At 45.8% G+C, this 16,035-nt stretch carries 17 protein-coding genes; 10 read left to right on the top strand and 7 right to left on the bottom strand.

Going from position 1 to position 16,035, the window contains the following annotated elements; all coding sequences use genetic code 11:
• The first annotated feature begins 156 nt into the window (after window positions 1–156).
• Window positions 157–543 (top strand): hypothetical protein, encoded by a 387-nt coding sequence (locus MSG38_RS08770; RefSeq protein ID WP_019820003.1) that lies wholly within the window; start codon window positions 157–159, stop codon window positions 541–543.
• A 14-nt stretch (window positions 544–557) separates the two neighbouring features.
• Here MSG38_RS08770 and nhaD read toward each other — a convergent pair whose 3' ends face one another.
• Together nhaD and MSG38_RS08760 are read right to left on the bottom strand one after the other, a co-directional pair.
• Window positions 558–1,997: a sodium:proton antiporter NhaD gene (gene nhaD / locus MSG38_RS08765; RefSeq protein WP_122082263.1), complete on the bottom strand. Its 1,440-nt coding sequence runs from the start codon at window positions 1,995–1,997 to the stop codon at window positions 558–560.
• Between the two features lie 248 nt (window positions 1,998–2,245).
• Window positions 2,246–2,416: a hypothetical protein gene (locus MSG38_RS08760; RefSeq protein WP_162926817.1), complete on the bottom strand. Its 171-nt coding sequence runs from the start codon at window positions 2,414–2,416 to the stop codon at window positions 2,246–2,248.
• A 533-nt stretch (window positions 2,417–2,949) separates the two neighbouring features.
• On the opposite strand from MSG38_RS08760, the gene MSG38_RS08755 reads away from it, so the two are divergent.
• The 4 genes from MSG38_RS08755 to MSG38_RS08740 all read left to right on the top strand — a co-directional run bounded on the left by MSG38_RS08755 (window position 2,950) and on the right by MSG38_RS08740 (window position 5,700).
• A complete protein-coding gene (locus tag MSG38_RS08755) occupies window positions 2,950–3,687 on the top strand; it encodes a nucleoside recognition domain-containing protein (protein WP_048610036.1) in 738 nt (245 codons plus the stop codon).
• Window positions 3,687–4,154: a YjiG family protein gene (locus MSG38_RS08750; protein ID WP_004737023.1), complete on the top strand. Its 468-nt coding sequence runs from the start codon at window positions 3,687–3,689 to the stop codon at window positions 4,152–4,154. The genes MSG38_RS08755 and MSG38_RS08750 overlap by 1 nt, the downstream gene beginning before the upstream one ends.
• 626 nt (window positions 4,155–4,780) lie before the next feature.
• Complete coding sequence (locus MSG38_RS08745) at window positions 4,781–5,167, top strand: MAPEG family protein (protein WP_050632578.1); 387 nt, start codon at window positions 4,781–4,783, stop codon at window positions 5,165–5,167.
• A gap of 8 nt (window positions 5,168–5,175) precedes the next feature.
• Complete coding sequence (locus MSG38_RS08740) at window positions 5,176–5,700, top strand: hypothetical protein (protein WP_017061527.1); 525 nt, start codon at window positions 5,176–5,178, stop codon at window positions 5,698–5,700.
• A gap of 42 nt (window positions 5,701–5,742) precedes the next feature.
• On the opposite strand, the gene MSG38_RS08735 is transcribed toward MSG38_RS08740, so the two are convergent.
• Entirely contained in the window at window positions 5,743–6,378 is a 636-nt protein-coding gene (locus tag MSG38_RS08735) for an START domain-containing protein (protein WP_122082264.1), read from the bottom strand.
• A 49-nt stretch (window positions 6,379–6,427) separates the two neighbouring features.
• Between MSG38_RS08735 and MSG38_RS23985 the strand changes: the two genes are divergently transcribed.
• A complete protein-coding gene (locus tag MSG38_RS23985; RefSeq protein WP_258956871.1) occupies window positions 6,428–6,550 on the top strand; it encodes a hypothetical protein in 123 nt (40 codons plus the stop codon).
• 10 nt (window positions 6,551–6,560) lie between these two features.
• Here MSG38_RS23985 and MSG38_RS08730 read toward each other — a convergent pair whose 3' ends face one another.
• Window positions 6,561–7,037, bottom strand: a complete 477-nt coding sequence (locus tag MSG38_RS08730) for a YHS domain-containing (seleno)protein (RefSeq protein ID WP_048610296.1) — start codon at window positions 7,035–7,037, stop codon at window positions 6,561–6,563.
• Between the two features lie 110 nt (window positions 7,038–7,147).
• On the opposite strand from MSG38_RS08730, the gene MSG38_RS08725 reads away from it, so the two are divergent.
• Together MSG38_RS08725 and MSG38_RS08720 are read left to right on the top strand one after the other, a co-directional pair.
• Window positions 7,148–7,972: an AraC family transcriptional regulator gene (locus MSG38_RS08725; RefSeq protein ID WP_086969124.1), complete on the top strand. Its 825-nt coding sequence runs from the start codon at window positions 7,148–7,150 to the stop codon at window positions 7,970–7,972.
• A gap of 231 nt (window positions 7,973–8,203) precedes the next feature.
• A complete protein-coding gene (locus MSG38_RS08720) occupies window positions 8,204–9,082 on the top strand; it encodes a 6-carboxytetrahydropterin synthase (RefSeq protein WP_248401633.1) in 879 nt (292 codons plus the stop codon).
• A 99-nt stretch (window positions 9,083–9,181) separates the two neighbouring features.
• Here the strand turns inward: MSG38_RS08720 and MSG38_RS08715 are convergent, their stop codons facing one another.
• A complete protein-coding gene (locus MSG38_RS08715) occupies window positions 9,182–10,222 on the bottom strand; it encodes an acyltransferase family protein (RefSeq protein ID WP_086969128.1) in 1,041 nt (346 codons plus the stop codon).
• A gap of 123 nt (window positions 10,223–10,345) precedes the next feature.
• Complete coding sequence (locus tag MSG38_RS08710) at window positions 10,346–11,302, bottom strand: AEC family transporter (protein ID WP_248401632.1); 957 nt, start codon at window positions 11,300–11,302, stop codon at window positions 10,346–10,348.
• A 175-nt stretch (window positions 11,303–11,477) separates the two neighbouring features.
• On the opposite strand from MSG38_RS08710, the gene MSG38_RS08705 reads away from it, so the two are divergent.
• Both MSG38_RS08705 and MSG38_RS08700 read left to right on the top strand, forming a co-directional pair.
• Window positions 11,478–12,071, top strand: a complete 594-nt coding sequence (locus MSG38_RS08705; RefSeq protein ID WP_048660624.1) for a TetR/AcrR family transcriptional regulator — start codon at window positions 11,478–11,480, stop codon at window positions 12,069–12,071.
• Between the two features lie 172 nt (window positions 12,072–12,243).
• Window positions 12,244–13,092, top strand: a complete 849-nt coding sequence (locus MSG38_RS08700; protein ID WP_086969130.1) for an alpha/beta hydrolase — start codon at window positions 12,244–12,246, stop codon at window positions 13,090–13,092.
• 119 nt (window positions 13,093–13,211) lie between these two features.
• On the opposite strand, the gene MSG38_RS08695 is transcribed toward MSG38_RS08700, so the two are convergent.
• Window positions 13,212–15,749, bottom strand: a complete 2,538-nt coding sequence (locus MSG38_RS08695) for a glycosyl hydrolase family 18 protein (protein WP_248401631.1) — start codon at window positions 15,747–15,749, stop codon at window positions 13,212–13,214.
• Between the last annotated feature and the right edge of the window lie 286 nt (window positions 15,750–16,035).

The following is a 16,035-nucleotide window of genomic DNA, read 5'->3' as shown; positions in this document are numbered from 1 at the left end:
ATGAGCCTGTCGAGATGCTGGACGAGGATCACGTACTACTTATGATGAAGGCGAGTGGTTCTTAAAAAGTGACTTTGCATTAAAATCAACGCTTTCTGGAAAATATTGATTTGGTTGCATATTCTTTGACTATGTTCTCTAGGCAAGGATGCCCAAATGAATAGATTCCCGTTACTTATATCTGGCTGCAGCTCTGCATTATTGCTGACAGGTTGTTTAACTGATACCAGCCGACCTTTCGAGGTTCCACAGCTTGCTCTGTTCAAAGGTATGTATGAGAACGCAGATAATGACAGTTATCTACTTTTTGAATCCGGGCAAGTGACTTATCAAACAACGGACAATTCCGTGACTCGAACCTATCGTGTTGATGATGACTTGATCACCATTGAGTTCAATTCTGGAAGCAGCCGAACTGACTCTAGATTGGTGATGCGAATTCAACATCAGGGCGAGATGTTAACTTGCAACCAATGCCCAGCGATACAATTGAGTAACGTCTGGACACGTGTTGATAAGCCTTTGAAAGTTGAATTGAATTAAAAAAGACCTCCGAATTAGAAAAGCCCACCATTAAGCCATAGGTGAGCAGCGATACTGACGGCATAGCCAATCATGATCACTGGCATCCATTTCAAGTGACCAAAGAAGGTGTATTTACCATGCGCCGCGCCCATTAACGCCACACCTGCCGCACTACCAATAGACAATAAGCTGCCGCCAACGCCTGCAGTTAAGGTGATCAGTAGCCAGTTACCCATCGACATTTGAGGCTCCATCGATAACACGGCAAACATCACCGGAATGTTATCGACAATCGCAGATAAGATCCCCACCATGATGTTGGCCCAAATTGGATCCCATTGGCTATACATCACGCCAGAGGCAAGCTCCAAGTATCCCAGTAGACTCAAGCCACCGACACACATTACCACGCCGTAGAAGAACAGCAGGGTGTCCCATTCGGCATGCGACACTCTTCGAAATACATCAAAGGGCACGACTGAACCGAGTCGCTTCAATGCCCCCTCATCATTGTTGGCAATCGCGACCGCTTTTTTCTTCGCCAGTGAATTTGGCAAGGTCTTACGCAAGAAATAGCCAAAGAACTGTAGATACGCCAGCCCCATCATCATGCCCATTACTGGAGGGAAGTGGAGTACGGCATGGAAAGCAACCGCAGTGCCGATGGTCATGATGAATAACAACACGATGCGTCTTGCCCCGCGTTTTAATTCAACGTGCTGATGCACCGTGTCGGGTTGGGTTGTGGGAACAAAGTAAGACATGATCAGCGCAGGGACGAGGTAATTCATCACTGAAGGAATAAACAAGGGGATGAATTCACTGAAGCTTACATAGCCAGCTTGCCAAACCATCAACGTTGTGATGTCACCGAATGGGCTGAATGCGCCGCCAGCGTTAGCGGCTATCACGATGTTCACACAGGCTAGGTTAACGAACTTAGGGTTAGATCCTGCGACTTTCAAAACCACGGCGCACATCAATAGAGCGGTGGTGAGGTTGTCGGCGATCGGTGAGATAAAGAAGGCCAGAATACCGGTTAGCCAGAACAGAGAGCGGAAATTAAAGCCTTTGCCTACCATCCACGCTTGCAGCGCATCAAACAGTCTTCTCTCTTCCATGGCGCTGATGTAGGTCATGGCGACGAGTAGGAAAAGTAACAGCTCAGCGTATTCCAGTAAGTTGTGTTCGAGTGCTTGCTTAGCGACTTCAACAAGGTTGTGTTCTTGGTAGATAAAACCAATGATTATCCAGATCAGTCCTGCTGCAAGTAACACTGGTTTAGATTTTCGGAGCTTTAGGTACTCTTCCATCATCACCACGATGTAGGCGGTAACGAAAATGGTCAGGGATAGGTAGCCAGCGAATGAGTTGGTGAGCTTAAGTGGTTCTCCCAACTGAGAAGTGGCAGCACCTGCTACCGAAGAAAAGAGTAACAAAGAGAGAACAGCAGAAAGCTGGATACCTAACATGGATTACGCTCCGAAGTTAATAAGTTATTAACACGGGTAAAAGCGTAGACCTAAATAACCATGTGCAGTGTGATAGATATCTTAATAATTCAATAGATTATAATGAAAGGAATAGACTGTGATGTGAACGAAATACGGTCTTACATGCTCAACATTACTGTCTTGTAACTTAAAGACTAAAGACTAAAGACTAAAGAAAAAGCCCTACCGGACTCAGTGCCGATAGAGCTTATTCGAAATTGCCAACATTATGCAGCATTGAGATCAAACGTCAGTGTTTGTTCTGCTGCACATACTTCAACAGGCCAGCCATAGGATTGGTATTCAAGCGCAAGTTTGTCCGCTACTACGCGAGATACTGTTGCAGTGATCCACATGCCTTTGCCCATTACTTGATATTTAAGCGTTCTCATTTCCATAGTAATCACCGTTCTCCTTCTATATTGGCTGGGCGAAGTCTATAGCACCTCTGAGGGCTGAAATTTCGAATTAAGCTCAAATGCTTTATAAAATGGCTCACTGTTTGCGCTTGGCTTAAAACTCAATCAACTAAGAGTAAACGGTTGTATTTTTGAAGCGAAATCACCTTTTAAGTCTCTGTATTATAATCGAATTAAAATTGACCAACAAAAGTAATGTAAGAGATCTCTTACAACATTATCAGAGATCGCACTAGGTAAACACTTCTCACTAGAAGCCAGGTTTGTGTGGCGATTGTGTGCGTTTTTGGTTGCGCTGTTGAAGCAAGATTTGTTTAGTTTTGTATGTGAAATATTCTAATTTATTTAGCGTATGGTCCTGCTTTTAAATCCAAATCACAGTTTTATATGTTGCTGTGCTTCTTTTATTCAAACCGATACGCTATTTGATTTTGGTCATTAACCTTTCGTTCATTAGTTTGCACTATCTATACGTGTTCTGTTCCACATAAACGAGATGTATAGAGGTCCTTATGACTAATCCAACCAAAACCGATCGTAAAGTCACGATCGGCAGCTATATCGCACTCGCGTTCGCGATTGTGTTCTTTTCAGGCTTAATGCAGTCCAATGAATGGTATGGAGTGTTCGATTTTACAACGCTCAACGGTTCATTCGGTAAGGTCGCTTACGATGTGAGTGAAACGGCCGATGGTATTCAAGCGGCAACGACGTCACTGCGTGGTAAAGGCGGTAGTGGTGCTCGCGACGGTTTCATTTTTGCTTTGACACTTATTCCGACCGTGATGTTTGCACTGGGTATGATCAACGTGCTTGAGCACTACGGTGCACTGGATGCGGCTCGTAAACTGCTGACACCTCTGCTTCGCCCTTTAATGGGTATTCCGGGTAACTCAGGCTTGGCACTGATCGCGTCTTTGCAAAGTACCGATGCTGGCGCAGCGATGACACGTCAGCTGAAAGACGAAGGGCATCTCACTAAGCGTGAAACCGATGTGTTCACCATGTTCCAGTTTACGGCAGGCGCGGCGATCGTTAACTTTTTCTCTTCAGGTGCGGTGCTGTTCACTCTAACCGCGATGGACGGCTCTTTAGCGGTGACATCGTCAATTGGTTTAGCTGTCGCTGTGATGTTTATCTTTAAATTTGTCGGCGCGAACCTGTTCCGTATTTACCTCAACATTACTGAAGGCAAAGAAGACAAACCAAAATCAGACAAAGAACAAAAACTGGAAGAGGAAGTAGCATAATGAGCGAAGTGAAAGCAAAGAAACCAATGGTTACTGATATTTTCGTTGAAGGTGCCAAGAAAGGCTGGGTTATTGCGACTACCTCTACAGTACCGAATGTTCTGATGGCGTTTGTGATCATCAAGGCATTGCAGATCACCGGCGCGCTGGATTTGATGGGCAGTGTATTTGCTCCAATCATGGCGGTATTTGGTTTGCCTGGCGAGGCGGCAGCAGTATTGATCGGTGCGTGGATGTCGATGGGTGGCGCTGTGGGCGTGGTTATCACGCTGTTTGACCAAGGTATTCTGAACGGCAATCATATCGCTATCTTGGCGCCTGCTATCTACTTGATGGGCTCTCAAGTGCAGTACATGGGTCGTATTATGGGGCCAATTGGTACTGAAGGTCGCTACATCCCGGTGATGATTGCGATTTCGGTATTGAATGCCTTTGGTGCAATGTTCTTGATGAACATTATTTTGTGACGTGACTTTGAACGGTTAGCTGCTAACAGCTTTCAGGCGTTACAAAAAAGGAAACCCCGTTTGGCTTTCACCAAACGGGGTCTATTCTTTTCGTAGCCATCCTGCTACTGCGCGTTACTTATCTTTCAATAGGTAACTGGTGCTCCCTGCATCGTTCCTTGACGTGGCTAAATCCTTTAACCTATCCAATTCATCGCCGTCCTAGCGGTGTCCTTGCAAACTCATCATCCTGATAAGCGACTCTATCCTAGAGCATAACTTCCTTGCTGATAACTCATCCTAAGTCATCAAATCTTCATCCTGAAGATACCTAATCCGTTAGGCTTTTTCCTGTTCCTGCCAACTCCCTGTCGACATGTGTATTAAACACTGCAGAGGCTTTACTCACAATCCACCCTAAGAAATAAATGTACCCGCTGATCGAAAGAAATATGCGTGGATTCATACAAAACAAGGGCTTGGGTTTGTATTTTACGAATTTTCTGCGAAGCTTGATTGTGATCTCTTACGTTCGGTGTGAGAGATCTCTTACAAGTGCTCGGGCGCGATTTTCATTTTATCTCGGCGGGTGTTGTCGAACAGATAACAAAGAATACTGAGTAAACACAAAATAATAGGGAAATATGATGGTTACAGCACTTTACGCAGCCTTGCTGACGGTCGTAATGATTTGGTTAGCGATAGAGGTGATCAAGCAAAGGCGAATCAATCTTGTTGCTCATGCTGATGGCGGTGTTGAGTCGTTACAGATAGCACGTTCGGCACAAAGTAATGCTATGGATTACATCCCAATCACGGTGATTTTGATGGGATTGTTAGAGATGAATGGTGCTGGTGTGTGGCTGATTCATGTCATTGGTGTCGCGTTTATTGTGGGGCGTGTGATTCATGCGAAAGGGATCTTAGCGAAGAACTTCAAAGGTCGAAAAGTGGGGATGGTGTTAACGCTTATCTGCATGATCTCTTTGATTGTTCTAAACTTAGCTTACCTACCTTTTGATAAAATGTTCTAGGGAGCATTATGGCGTTGCGTCTTCCTCCTGCTTGGGCGATTGTCCTTGCAGGCTTGATACTCAACATCATGGCGATTGTCATGTCGAGCTTGGTGCTCGATAAAATTGAAGCTGAGAAAGCGGAGTACAACGATCGCAAATACGGCAATGTGTACTCAATACAGCTTGCTTGGAATACGATCGAAACCCTAGAGCGCAAGCGTGAAGCGATTCTGATTCACCTGGATAAACCAGAAACGGTGCAGCCGACCACGGTTCTCGACGAAGCACTGCGCGGGCAACTTAGGCGTTGGGTGAGTAGCGAAGTGCCTAGTATCTCTTTGGCTCACTTGCCAAAACTGATGATGCTGATAAACAGTGCACAAGAAGCGCAACGAACCCGAATCGATGATTACTATTTGGATAACCTGACTTTGGTTGAGTTAATCCAAAGGCTTGATGAGAAAATGGCTTTCTATAAGAACATTGCCTTGTTTCTCCAAGTATTTGGTTTGGCGCTTATCTTAGCTCGCGACCTCGCTAGAAGACCTTAATCTTTAACCTTAATTCCTCCATTTACTTATCGACTTGTATCGTTAGCGAGACTCATTTGGCAGGTTAGGGTGCTGTTGGCCTTGGTACTTTGGTAACTGTTCTTTTAGCCCCTTAAACGTGCTCAGTGCACTGCCTATCGATAACTTGTTCATCAACCAATTTGGCAAGATGCCCCCTGCGTTCGCATATGCGGTGTAGGTGATGTAGGTATTGCCATTAGTCAGCGGTTGCAGTGTCCAAAGTGCGTCCACATCGTAGATTCGAATGTACCCCGACTCTTTCGCCAAATAGTTCGACGCATCCTTTATCGACAAAACAAACTGCCCACCCTCGATGCTGTATTTTGAGTAGGTCACCATGTCTCGATCTCTGGCAGGCCACGGTGCTTTGAATTGGGTATAGACGATGTTTTCATCTTCAGATATCTGCATCAACACACGGCTTTGCGATACATTATCTATCCAGTTTGGTACGTTCTCACTGTCTTCCAATAACAGTAAAAAACCGGAGTAAGTGGTGGGCGTCTGCATCTGTGCTCGTATTTCGACCAAGCCTTCGCTGTGTGGCCTTTTATCAATCATGATGCCATCTTCACTTTTGACGAACTGCCATGGGTTGGCATAAGTCAGTGTCGATAGGGCGCAGAGGCCGAGTACCAAAATCCTAGGTAATGTCATTATTCTTCCATAAAAAGAAAAGCTTATCTGCTAGGAGTATAGAATAGAAATGGACTTTTTAGGTGTTGCTAATCGCTTTGGATTGACCTCTTTGGGGAAAATCCCAATGAAAACGGAAGCGTTCGGTCGCTTCCGTTTTATTCTTGGGCAATGGATAAGCGCTGTAGGCTAGAGCTTAGAGCTTAGAGCTTATAGGCTTCTACGGTTTTGATGGTTGTCCAGTTGCTGTTGGCGTCTTGGATGAACTCTTGTGTATTCTCCAGCCAACGTTTTTGAACCGATTTGTCTAAGTTCAGATACAACTTCCCATCTTCCACCTTCCAAGCGAGAGGGTCGGTTTCAAACTTCTTACCCATGGCTACCCCAAAGGCGCAGTAACCGCCATATTGAGGGGCATAGGCTTCTGGATTGGCTCGAAATTCATCTCGGTTTTCACTGCTCGCAAAGTTATAGATCGCATTCTTATAGGTCGCTGTGAACTCCGATGTGCCTTTAACTGGCCCTTCATTGGCAAAGTAAGCGACAGGATCATAGCCTTTGATCGCGAGGTCATTGCTGTCGACACTCATATCAAGGTCTGCTGCCATTAACGAAAAGCTGGTGCCTAGTAACGCGGCCAATAGAGTGATTTTTTGACTGGTCGATTTCATGTGTGACATATCAAGTTCCTTGTCAGTGTTGGTTATCTTGTTTGAAATAATTTAGCCCACTCGTCCGGTCTATAGAGGGACAAAAGAACTAAAAACTAAGCGAATCGTTCGGAGGATGCATGGATCTGCTTTCACAACTAATGGAACACTTCTCGATACGTACTGGCGTTTTCTATTCAGGAAACCTGTGTGGGGTGTCGTCATTTAACGCGCAACAAGCTAAAGAGGGGCACCTTCATGTATTGAGCGCGGGGGAGTTGAGCTTGTCTAGCGCTCACACGGAACACCGGCATTTGTCGCAGCCGTGCATTGTTTATTTGCCGAATAGCACGCCACATGCAATTGAAGGGGTTGGGGAGGGGGCAGAAGTTGTGTGTGCGAACGTGGAGTATCGTTCAGGGCAGATGAATCCTTTATTGTCGGCTCTGCCTGACTTGATAGTGATTCCCCTTGAGGAGGCACCTAACTTAATGCCAGTGATCGAGGTGTTATCTAATGAGTCGAGCCAAGAATCGTCGGGGCAGCAGTACTTAATGGACAAATTGAGTGACGCCTTGATGGCTTTGATTTTCCGCCATCTCATCGAACAACAGAAAATTGATAGCGGCGTTTTCTCAGCACTTGCTCACCCACGATTGGCTTCTGTGGTTACGGCTATTCATCGATTACCTGCTCGTCACTATTCGATTGCCGAAATGGCGTCACTGGCCGCGATGTCTCGTACTCAGTTTATTGAAGCGTTCAAACGGGAAGTGGGTGAAACGCCGGGAGATTATGTACAAAAGTGGCGAGTCTCTGTGGCTCAATCTCTGTTATTGCAAAATAAGCCGATCAATTGGGTCGCTGATGAAGTGGGTTACAATAGCTACTCAGGATTCTCGCGTGCTTTTCAACATGTTGCCGGAGTGTCGCCACGCCTTTGGCTAAAACAAAATGCGTCGTGAAACGCCGGACAACCCCACCCGGTTTATGGCTATTCGCATCAGGCTGGTCTATGTTTTAGCGGAAATTGTATGTAGTTTGTTCTTTTATCGGAAGAGGGTGTAAAAAGGTGGACTTTATAAGCTCGTTGTAACATCCTGCCCGTCCTATTTTATCTAGACACCAATGAGACGAAGTGCCTGCTGAACATTATTCAGCCTCCCGTATCTCATTAAAGTATTAAGGAGTTCAACTTGAACCTATTTGTAAGAGACCTTACCGTTATCGATTCTTCATACATCTGTGAACACAGAGGGGTCGTAGGAGATAGTTGGATTTTAGATGTCACCATGTCTGGTGAACTTAATGAAATGAGCATGGTGCTGGATTTTAGCAAGGTCAAAAAGCAGATCAAACAGCTCGTCGATGAGCACGTTGATCACCGTTTACTGCTGCCAATGCAAAGCGCTGCAATTGTTCTTCAAGCGAGTAAAGCGGGCTACTCTAAGGTTGATGTGTTGCGTGGTGACAAGAGCCTTCATCTACATTGCCCTGATGAAGCATATTGTTTGATTGATGCAGAAGCGATCACCATCGAGAGTGTGACTGCACACGTTTACAATATTCTTCGCGATAACCTACCAAGTAACGTCACAGGGTTAGAGATCACCCTACGTCATGAGAACATTAATGGCGCGTTTTACCACTACACTCATGGTTTGAAAAAGCATGATGGCAACTGCCAACGCATCGCCCACGGTCACCGTTCTCCAGTAGAAATTGTGGTCGATGGTCAGCGTGACGAGCAACGTGAACAAGCATTTGCTCAGTGTTGGGAAGACATTTATTTAGGTTCTAAAGAAGACCAAGTTTCAGTTTCATCACTTAACCTGAGTGAAAACGCGAACAGTGTGAATGATGAAAGTCACTATGGCTTCCGCTACACTGCGCCACAAGGCGAATTTGAGCTAGCGATTGCTAAGAGTGAGACGGAAATCTTGCCGACCGATACCACGGTGGAATTACTTGCGGGCTATATTGCGGATCAAGTTGAGCCTAGCCTAGCAGAGAACCAATCACTACAAATCGTCGCTTATGAAGGTGTTGGCAAGGGCGCAATGGCGTTCCGATAACACTTCAACGTGTGACAGACTCTCGTTACTGACATGATGAAATAAAGGCAAGATAGTCCGTTATCTTGCCTTTATTTTTTGTTGCACTTTAAAACTGATTTAGCGAAGTAGCACGCGTCGCAGTGGTGTTTTTTCGATTCCAACAACCAACCCGAAGCTCAACAATACGGTGCCAAAAAATACCGTAACGTCTTTTGCCAATTCCGTAATGCCTAAGACTCCACAGACATTGAACAACACGATAATGATCAGCAGATGGCAGACGTAGATACCCAGCATGCGATTTGAAATGGCGCGAACCCAAGCGTAGTTACCCATGTTTGGATTAGCCAAAAGCCACATAAATACGCCCATTCCCCATAGCGCCGTGCCAAACAAGAAATCATTCATGTTGAATCCGACGTCGAACGTGGTGAGCCATGCCGCCTCAGCAAAGTGAATCAACATGCCTAACGCTAATAGCCCCAACGCTTTAGTTGATGACACCTTCCATTGATTCTGACGAATAAGGAAACCTAAGGTCACCATTAACGTGCTAAAGAACGGGCCATTACGCGTGAAGAAGGGTGCTTCTAACCCGGTTAGCGTTGCGTAGCTGCCTGCCAAAACACCATAAACGTAAAGTACAATAGCCGCCGGTAATAGCAATTTGTCGAGTTTCATTTCGACTATCAAAGCAATGATCAACACTGCACATACGAGAGCGGGAATAAACCATAAATGAACCAATCCACCCTCTAAGAAAGAATTAAGCGGCGTGTTCATTAAGAAACCCCAATAGCCTTGGCGCTCACCCAGGTATCCAAACTCTTCTACCTTCGCGAGGTTGAATGGCATCACTAGGCAAATGATGCTCCATGCCAACCAAACCTTAAGCAGTGGTTTAGAGTAATTAATGACGGTTTGCCACGGGGATACAATCAACTTGGGCTGAATAAGATAACCGGAAATTAGGAAAAACAGAGGTACCGCAAAACGAGCGGTTTGGTTGAGTACATAACCGATCCAAGGCACTTCATCTATTTGCCAATAAGTGAGTGCCATTTGACCGTGTAAACCAATGATCGCCAAGATAGCAATCACTCGGCCTAACTCGACACTGGCGATGTGTTGTGAAGGCGTATGTTGAACGGAAGACATATCAGATCTCTTAGTAAAATTTTTACGAAATCTAGCAGTCTTTATGCCCACCCAGTTAGTACTAAATCAAGGCTTATGACCTTTGTTTCAAGGCTTGTGTCGGTTTTTTGAAGCCTGTCGCAGCTATATTAAACCCATTGCAGTAAGTACAAAAATACCGAGAGTACAAGTGATAAGAGAAACAACAGTAGTAAGTGCGATGATGTTAGCCGCGAGTGTTGAGTTTCCTCCCATCGCACGAGCCATAACGTAGCTTGCCGCTGCTGTTGGTGCTGCGCTCATCAAGAAGATAAGCCCGAGATCGAGCCCTTCAAATCCTAAGTACCCAGCCGCCAGTGTAATCAGTAACGGTGAGGCAATTAACTTGTAGCTAGAGGCGAACCACGTCGACAGTTTTTCTTGTTTGAGCGAGCTGATGTCCAGCGACCCACCGGTACACAGCAGTGCTAAAGGCAACGTCATGTTGGCAAAGTATTGACCAGCGTCAGTGACCATTTTTGGGATAGGAATAGAAAGCGCATAGAAGACGACCGCTAAGAAAATAGCGATGATCAATGGGTTTTTGGTAATCGACTTGGCGATTACTTTAATCGCTTTCGCGCCTGTGTCTTCGCCTTTGGGTGTCAGTGCAATTACGGCTTGAATGTTATATAGCACGGTTAGGGATGCGACATAGATCGCCGCCAATGCCACGCCTTGGTTACCATAGATATTAGCTACATAGGCGAGGCCGATGATCGCGGTATTAGCGCGGAATCCACCTTGGACAATCACACCTTGATCTTTCGAACCTTTAAATACTAACTTGGTCGAGAAAATCGTGAACAAGAAAAAGACAAAGTTAGCGATGACGCCAAAGGCAACTAACGCGCTACTGGCTGAAAAGTTGTGATTCGATTGAACAATACTCAGAAATAGCATCGCGGGTAGGGTGACTTGAAAGACCACCTTAGATGCGACATCAATGAAATTGTCATTGATTAATCCGATTCGCTTGAGCATCACACCAAGAAACAGCATTAAACAGATAGGGCCTGTAACCGACGCCGAAAACGCAAACTGTTCCCAAAGTGTGTTCATTCTTCTTCCCTAGTTATTAAACTCAATAGTCGGTTAACTCAAATTCCTTTGAATATTGTCGCATTTTTCCATAATTCTTGGATAAGAGAAATTAAATCCCAGTGGTTAGGCAAAAAACTTGAAAAAAAGTACGAGCGTGCTAAAAATAAACCATCAGATTTATTATTGGTGAATAATGAGCAAGGGAAAGATAACCAAAGAGTATATTTTGAGCCATGCATTCGCACTTGCGAGTGAGAATGGTCTCGAGAGTTTGACGATTGGCGAATTAGCCAAGCAGTGTGGCATGTCTAAGAGTGGTTTGTTTGCGCACTTCAACTCTAAAGAGAACCTGCAGCTCTCTGTACTCGAATATTCCAACGCCATATTCACTGAAAGAGTCATCATTCCTGCGAGAGAGTTGGGCGACGGTGATATTGAAGCCAAGCTTAAACAACTGCTCGATAACTGGTTGGGTTGGAATCATTCATTCCAAGGCAGCTGTATGTTTATTGATGCGTGGAAAGATGCAGGCAGCGAAACGTCTGTGATTCAGAAGGCACTGCAGAAAACCATTTCAGTGTGGATTGATTACTTGACGATTCAGGTAGCAAAAGCGGTGGAGAGCAAGCAGTTTAGAGCCGATCTAGACCCAAAACAGGCAACCTTCGAGTTGTATGGGCTCTATTTGAGTGCAAACTTGTTCTACTCATTGCGAGGGCAGCAAGCGAGCCACACGCATTTTTGGAGTGGTGTAGATCGCTTAATTGCTAGCTGGAGAGCGGTTTAACTCGCAAACCATGTGACTTTGCTTAACTAAGGTTGCAAAAGACTTTAAGAGAAGTGGCGGCAAGCAGTCATAAAAAGCGCTATCGCCATTTTTTATATTAATAAATAGCACGGTCGTTCGTTTTTTGGCCGAGCTCGATCCGCCAATGATGATGGCGATACAAGGAACGGTCATGAGTGACAAAATCTATTTTAATACATCGAACAAATTCAGCTTTAAGCGCAGCCTGATTGGTGCAACAACCAACCTGCATTACATTCTCGCGCCGAGCCATGCAAAGAAAACAGCGCGCAAGTTATTGCTCACGCCAATGCGTACCGAGCAGAAAAATGCTGATCCGAAAGGGCTGATTAAGAGCGAAATCAAAGGCCGTGATGGTGTGCTAAAAACGTACTCTCTGGGTACAGGTCCAGTTTGGGTGCTGACTCATGGTTGGTCTGGTACGGCGAGTCAGTTCTTTCCTCTTATGGAACATATCGCAGCCAAAGGCTTTACGGCTCTGGCTTACGATCACCCGGCGCATGGTGGCAGTGAAGGTGTTCATGGTCATATCCCAGCATTTGTGAACGGCCTTGAAGCGATTCTAGATTCGGTGGGTGAGGTAGCTGGTTTGGTCGGTCATAGTATGGGGACGGCTTCTGCGTTGGAATGTAAGCACGTTAAATTGGAAAATAAGCCACTATTGCTGATTGCACCTGTACTGGATTATCTAGAAAACCTATTTGGCAGCGTTGCGCGTTCTGGCTACTCAATGAAACTGTTCGAGGCGGTAGTTGGAGAAGTAGAAGAGCAGTTTAACTACCCAATTCAGTCTGTTGATCCCTATGGAAAGCTAGCGCTTCGTGAGTCTCAAACGATCATCGTGCATGATGAGCAAGACAAGTTTACTAAGTTTGATGTGTCTCAGCGTGCTGCTAATGAAATGGGTCGCGTTACCTTGATTGCCACTCAAGGCCAAGGCCACGGTCGAGTGATGAAGTGCCCGCAAGTATTCGAGAGCTTTGAGAACTTAATTGGTTAACTTTAACTACTCAAACAACTAGAACGTGGGTTGAGAAAAAAACACTAAAAAGGCCAACCAGATATGTTCTGGTTGGCCTTTGCTTTTAGTTGCTTAGTTAGCTTTAACTAATCTTGTCCTTAGTTAGCACAGCTTGCTGGGCCGATCTCTTTCCACACGCCCCATTGGCCTGTCGTTGTTGGATCTTCACCTGTTGTCCACCATTTCGCTTCCCAAACCTTACCGCCTTGAGTCACTTGGTCGCCGCCAGTGTAAACCGCGCCTGAATCCCAAGCGTTAGTACACGTACCGCCGCCTGTGGTTTTAATAACTTTCACTGAAGTAGCCGCTACTGATGTCTCTGTGCCATCGCTGACCGTTACAGAGAAGTTCAGCGTTGTATCTTGCGTGTATTCCGCCGCGACAAAGCTCACTGAAGGACCTTGAACCGTTGCATCAATACCAGCAGGTACATCCCATGTGAAGGTCAATGTGTCTTGGTCTGCATCGCTTGAAGCCGAAGCATCAACTACGACTACATCACCCGCATTAACTTCAGCCGGAGCCGTAACCACAGCAACCGGTGCTGTATTGACTGGGCCTGTGTCCTTAGGAGTTACGGTTACAACAGCGGTGTCAGTAGAAGTAGCGCCTTCGTTGTCAGTTACCGTCAGGCTGAACGTGAGTACTTCTTGTTGAGCGACTTCAACCACATCGAAGCTTGCAACAGCGGCATTAGCGTTGGCTAGCGTTACTGCTGTGCCGCTTACTTGTGACCAAGCATAGCTCGCAATCGTACCGTCGCTGTCTTTTGAAGCGCTGCCATCTAGAGAAACAGAAGCTGGGCCTTCAACCGATTGGTCTGCACCTGCAGCTGCCGTTGGTTTGCGGTTGACAGGATCTGTTGTACCGCCAGCAAGGCCTTCATGCATTGCATTTAGGATATCGCCGTTATCTGCATCAATTTCCCAAGAGAATAGACCTGCAAGGCCAAGGCTACGAACGTACGCGCCTTTTGCTTTTACCGAGCGGTCATCATCAAATGTGATCAGCTGACCTGAAGTGCGGTTCCATACGTAAGGCGCTTCTGCCATTTCGTCGTAACCGTATTCGAAGCCATTGATACCTTGGTTATTCGCACCAAGCATGTTCGCCTTAATGCCTTTGTAGTCGATAACGCCATCTTCCCAGACGCCTTGCGCAGAGCTACCTTTCAGTTTGCCGTTACCAACACCTGTCATAGGGTCGCTAGGATCCGAAAGTGATGAGGGTAATACACCTTCCCAACCACGACCGTACATTGCTGCACCAACCACAAGTTTGTTCGCTGGAACGCCTTGTTCGAGCAGCAATTGGATGCCGTTGTCCGTTGTGTAAGCTGGGCCTGTGTATGGTTTGCCATTTTCATCAATGCCTGAGCCATCACACTGACCAGGGCGCATGAAGTTACCGCAGTGTAATGCTGCTTGGTGACCTAATACGTTGTTCCAACCGCCGTAGAAGTCGTAAGTCATCGCAAAGATGTAATCCATGTATTGGATAGCATCGCCGTAGTTCACGTCTTCAATTTTATCGTGGCCAACACCTATCGCAGATGTTAGCTCGTAAGTACGGCCATTTTCTGCTTCTAGCTCATCGAGCATCGCACGTAATTCTGCCATCAGTGCAATGTAGGCTGGGCCATCATTTTCTGGGTCACCAAGCTCTGGCGCAGCACCGCCACCACCTTGGTATTCCCAGTCGATATCTACACCATCGTAGAATTTCCATGTGTTTAGGAATTTTTTAACAGATGCAACGAAGGTGTCACGGTTGGCTTTGGTTGTAAAATCAAAGAACGGGTCAGATAATGTCCAGCCACCAATTGATGGGATGATCTTCAAATCAGGATTACGCTGTTTGAGCGCCATCATCATTGCGTAGTTACCCTTGATCGGTGAGCTGTATTCGTGACCCGCTTGAGGGAAGCTCTTCTGGAAAGCCGCCCAAGGGTCATGGATCACCACCTCGTAATCGTTAACGCCCTGACATGCCGTCATGAGTGCGTTGTAGCTGTTACCACCTACTGATTTAACTGATTCGTTCGGACCACAAATTGGGATGAAGCCATAAAGGATATGGGTCAAGTTGTCAGCGGGTAGGTTATCTACCGTGTAGTCACGACCATAAATACCCCATTCAACAAAGTAAGTACCTACTACCGTGTTTGGATCTGTGTTGTATGACTTGTTGTTTGGATCCACATTCATCGCAAGTGGCGCTAAGTGGGAGCCATCGGTATCTGCGATGGTGATTTTAGCGGGTGCGCTCTTGCTACAACCAGTTTCGTCACACGCTTCAATTTCCATATCGAATAAGCCGCCTTGGCCGTATTCGAATGAGGCCGTGGTTTGGCTGCCAGTGATTGGGCCGGTGGCTACTTTAACGCCATCAAAGTAGATGTTGTACGTGTTTCCTGACGTTCCGCTCCATTGGTTGAACTTGACGTCGACCTTCGCTTGGTCGTGATATTTCACCATCTGGTTGTAGCCAGAGGTGGTTTCCATCGCGAGTTCAATTTTAGAAAATTGCAGGTTATTGGAACCGTACATGTCGATGCTAGGTGCTGTTGGAGCAGCTAATGCTGTACCAGATAGCGCTAGAGCAATGCTTGCAGCACAGGTATTTATACGAATCATACTATTTCTCTCATTCCTTGAAGATTACGAGAACCAATTGGCCCCATAAACGGCTCCAATCAGTTTTGAAGGAGCTTCCCAGTCAGTATTCGAGAGAGTTTTAATTTCATAACTGAAAATAAATCCGTTTTCGATGGACAACTAAAAAATTGTATCTTGTTACAATTCTGTTGCTTAATGAATGAGAGGCTGAGTCCATGTTTTATAAAATAAAACATCCTTCAGTAGGAAAATCTCACAAGTGAAAATACACGACATGAAGTTATGAAAAGGTGCGACAAACTAT

Origin of the sequence: Vibrio sp. 1CM24A, from assembly GCF_023161725.1 — a bacterium.
GTDB lineage: Bacteria > Pseudomonadota > Gammaproteobacteria > Enterobacterales > Vibrionaceae > Vibrio > Vibrio coralliirubri.
This window is presented reverse-complemented; position numbering and strand designations above follow the sequence as displayed.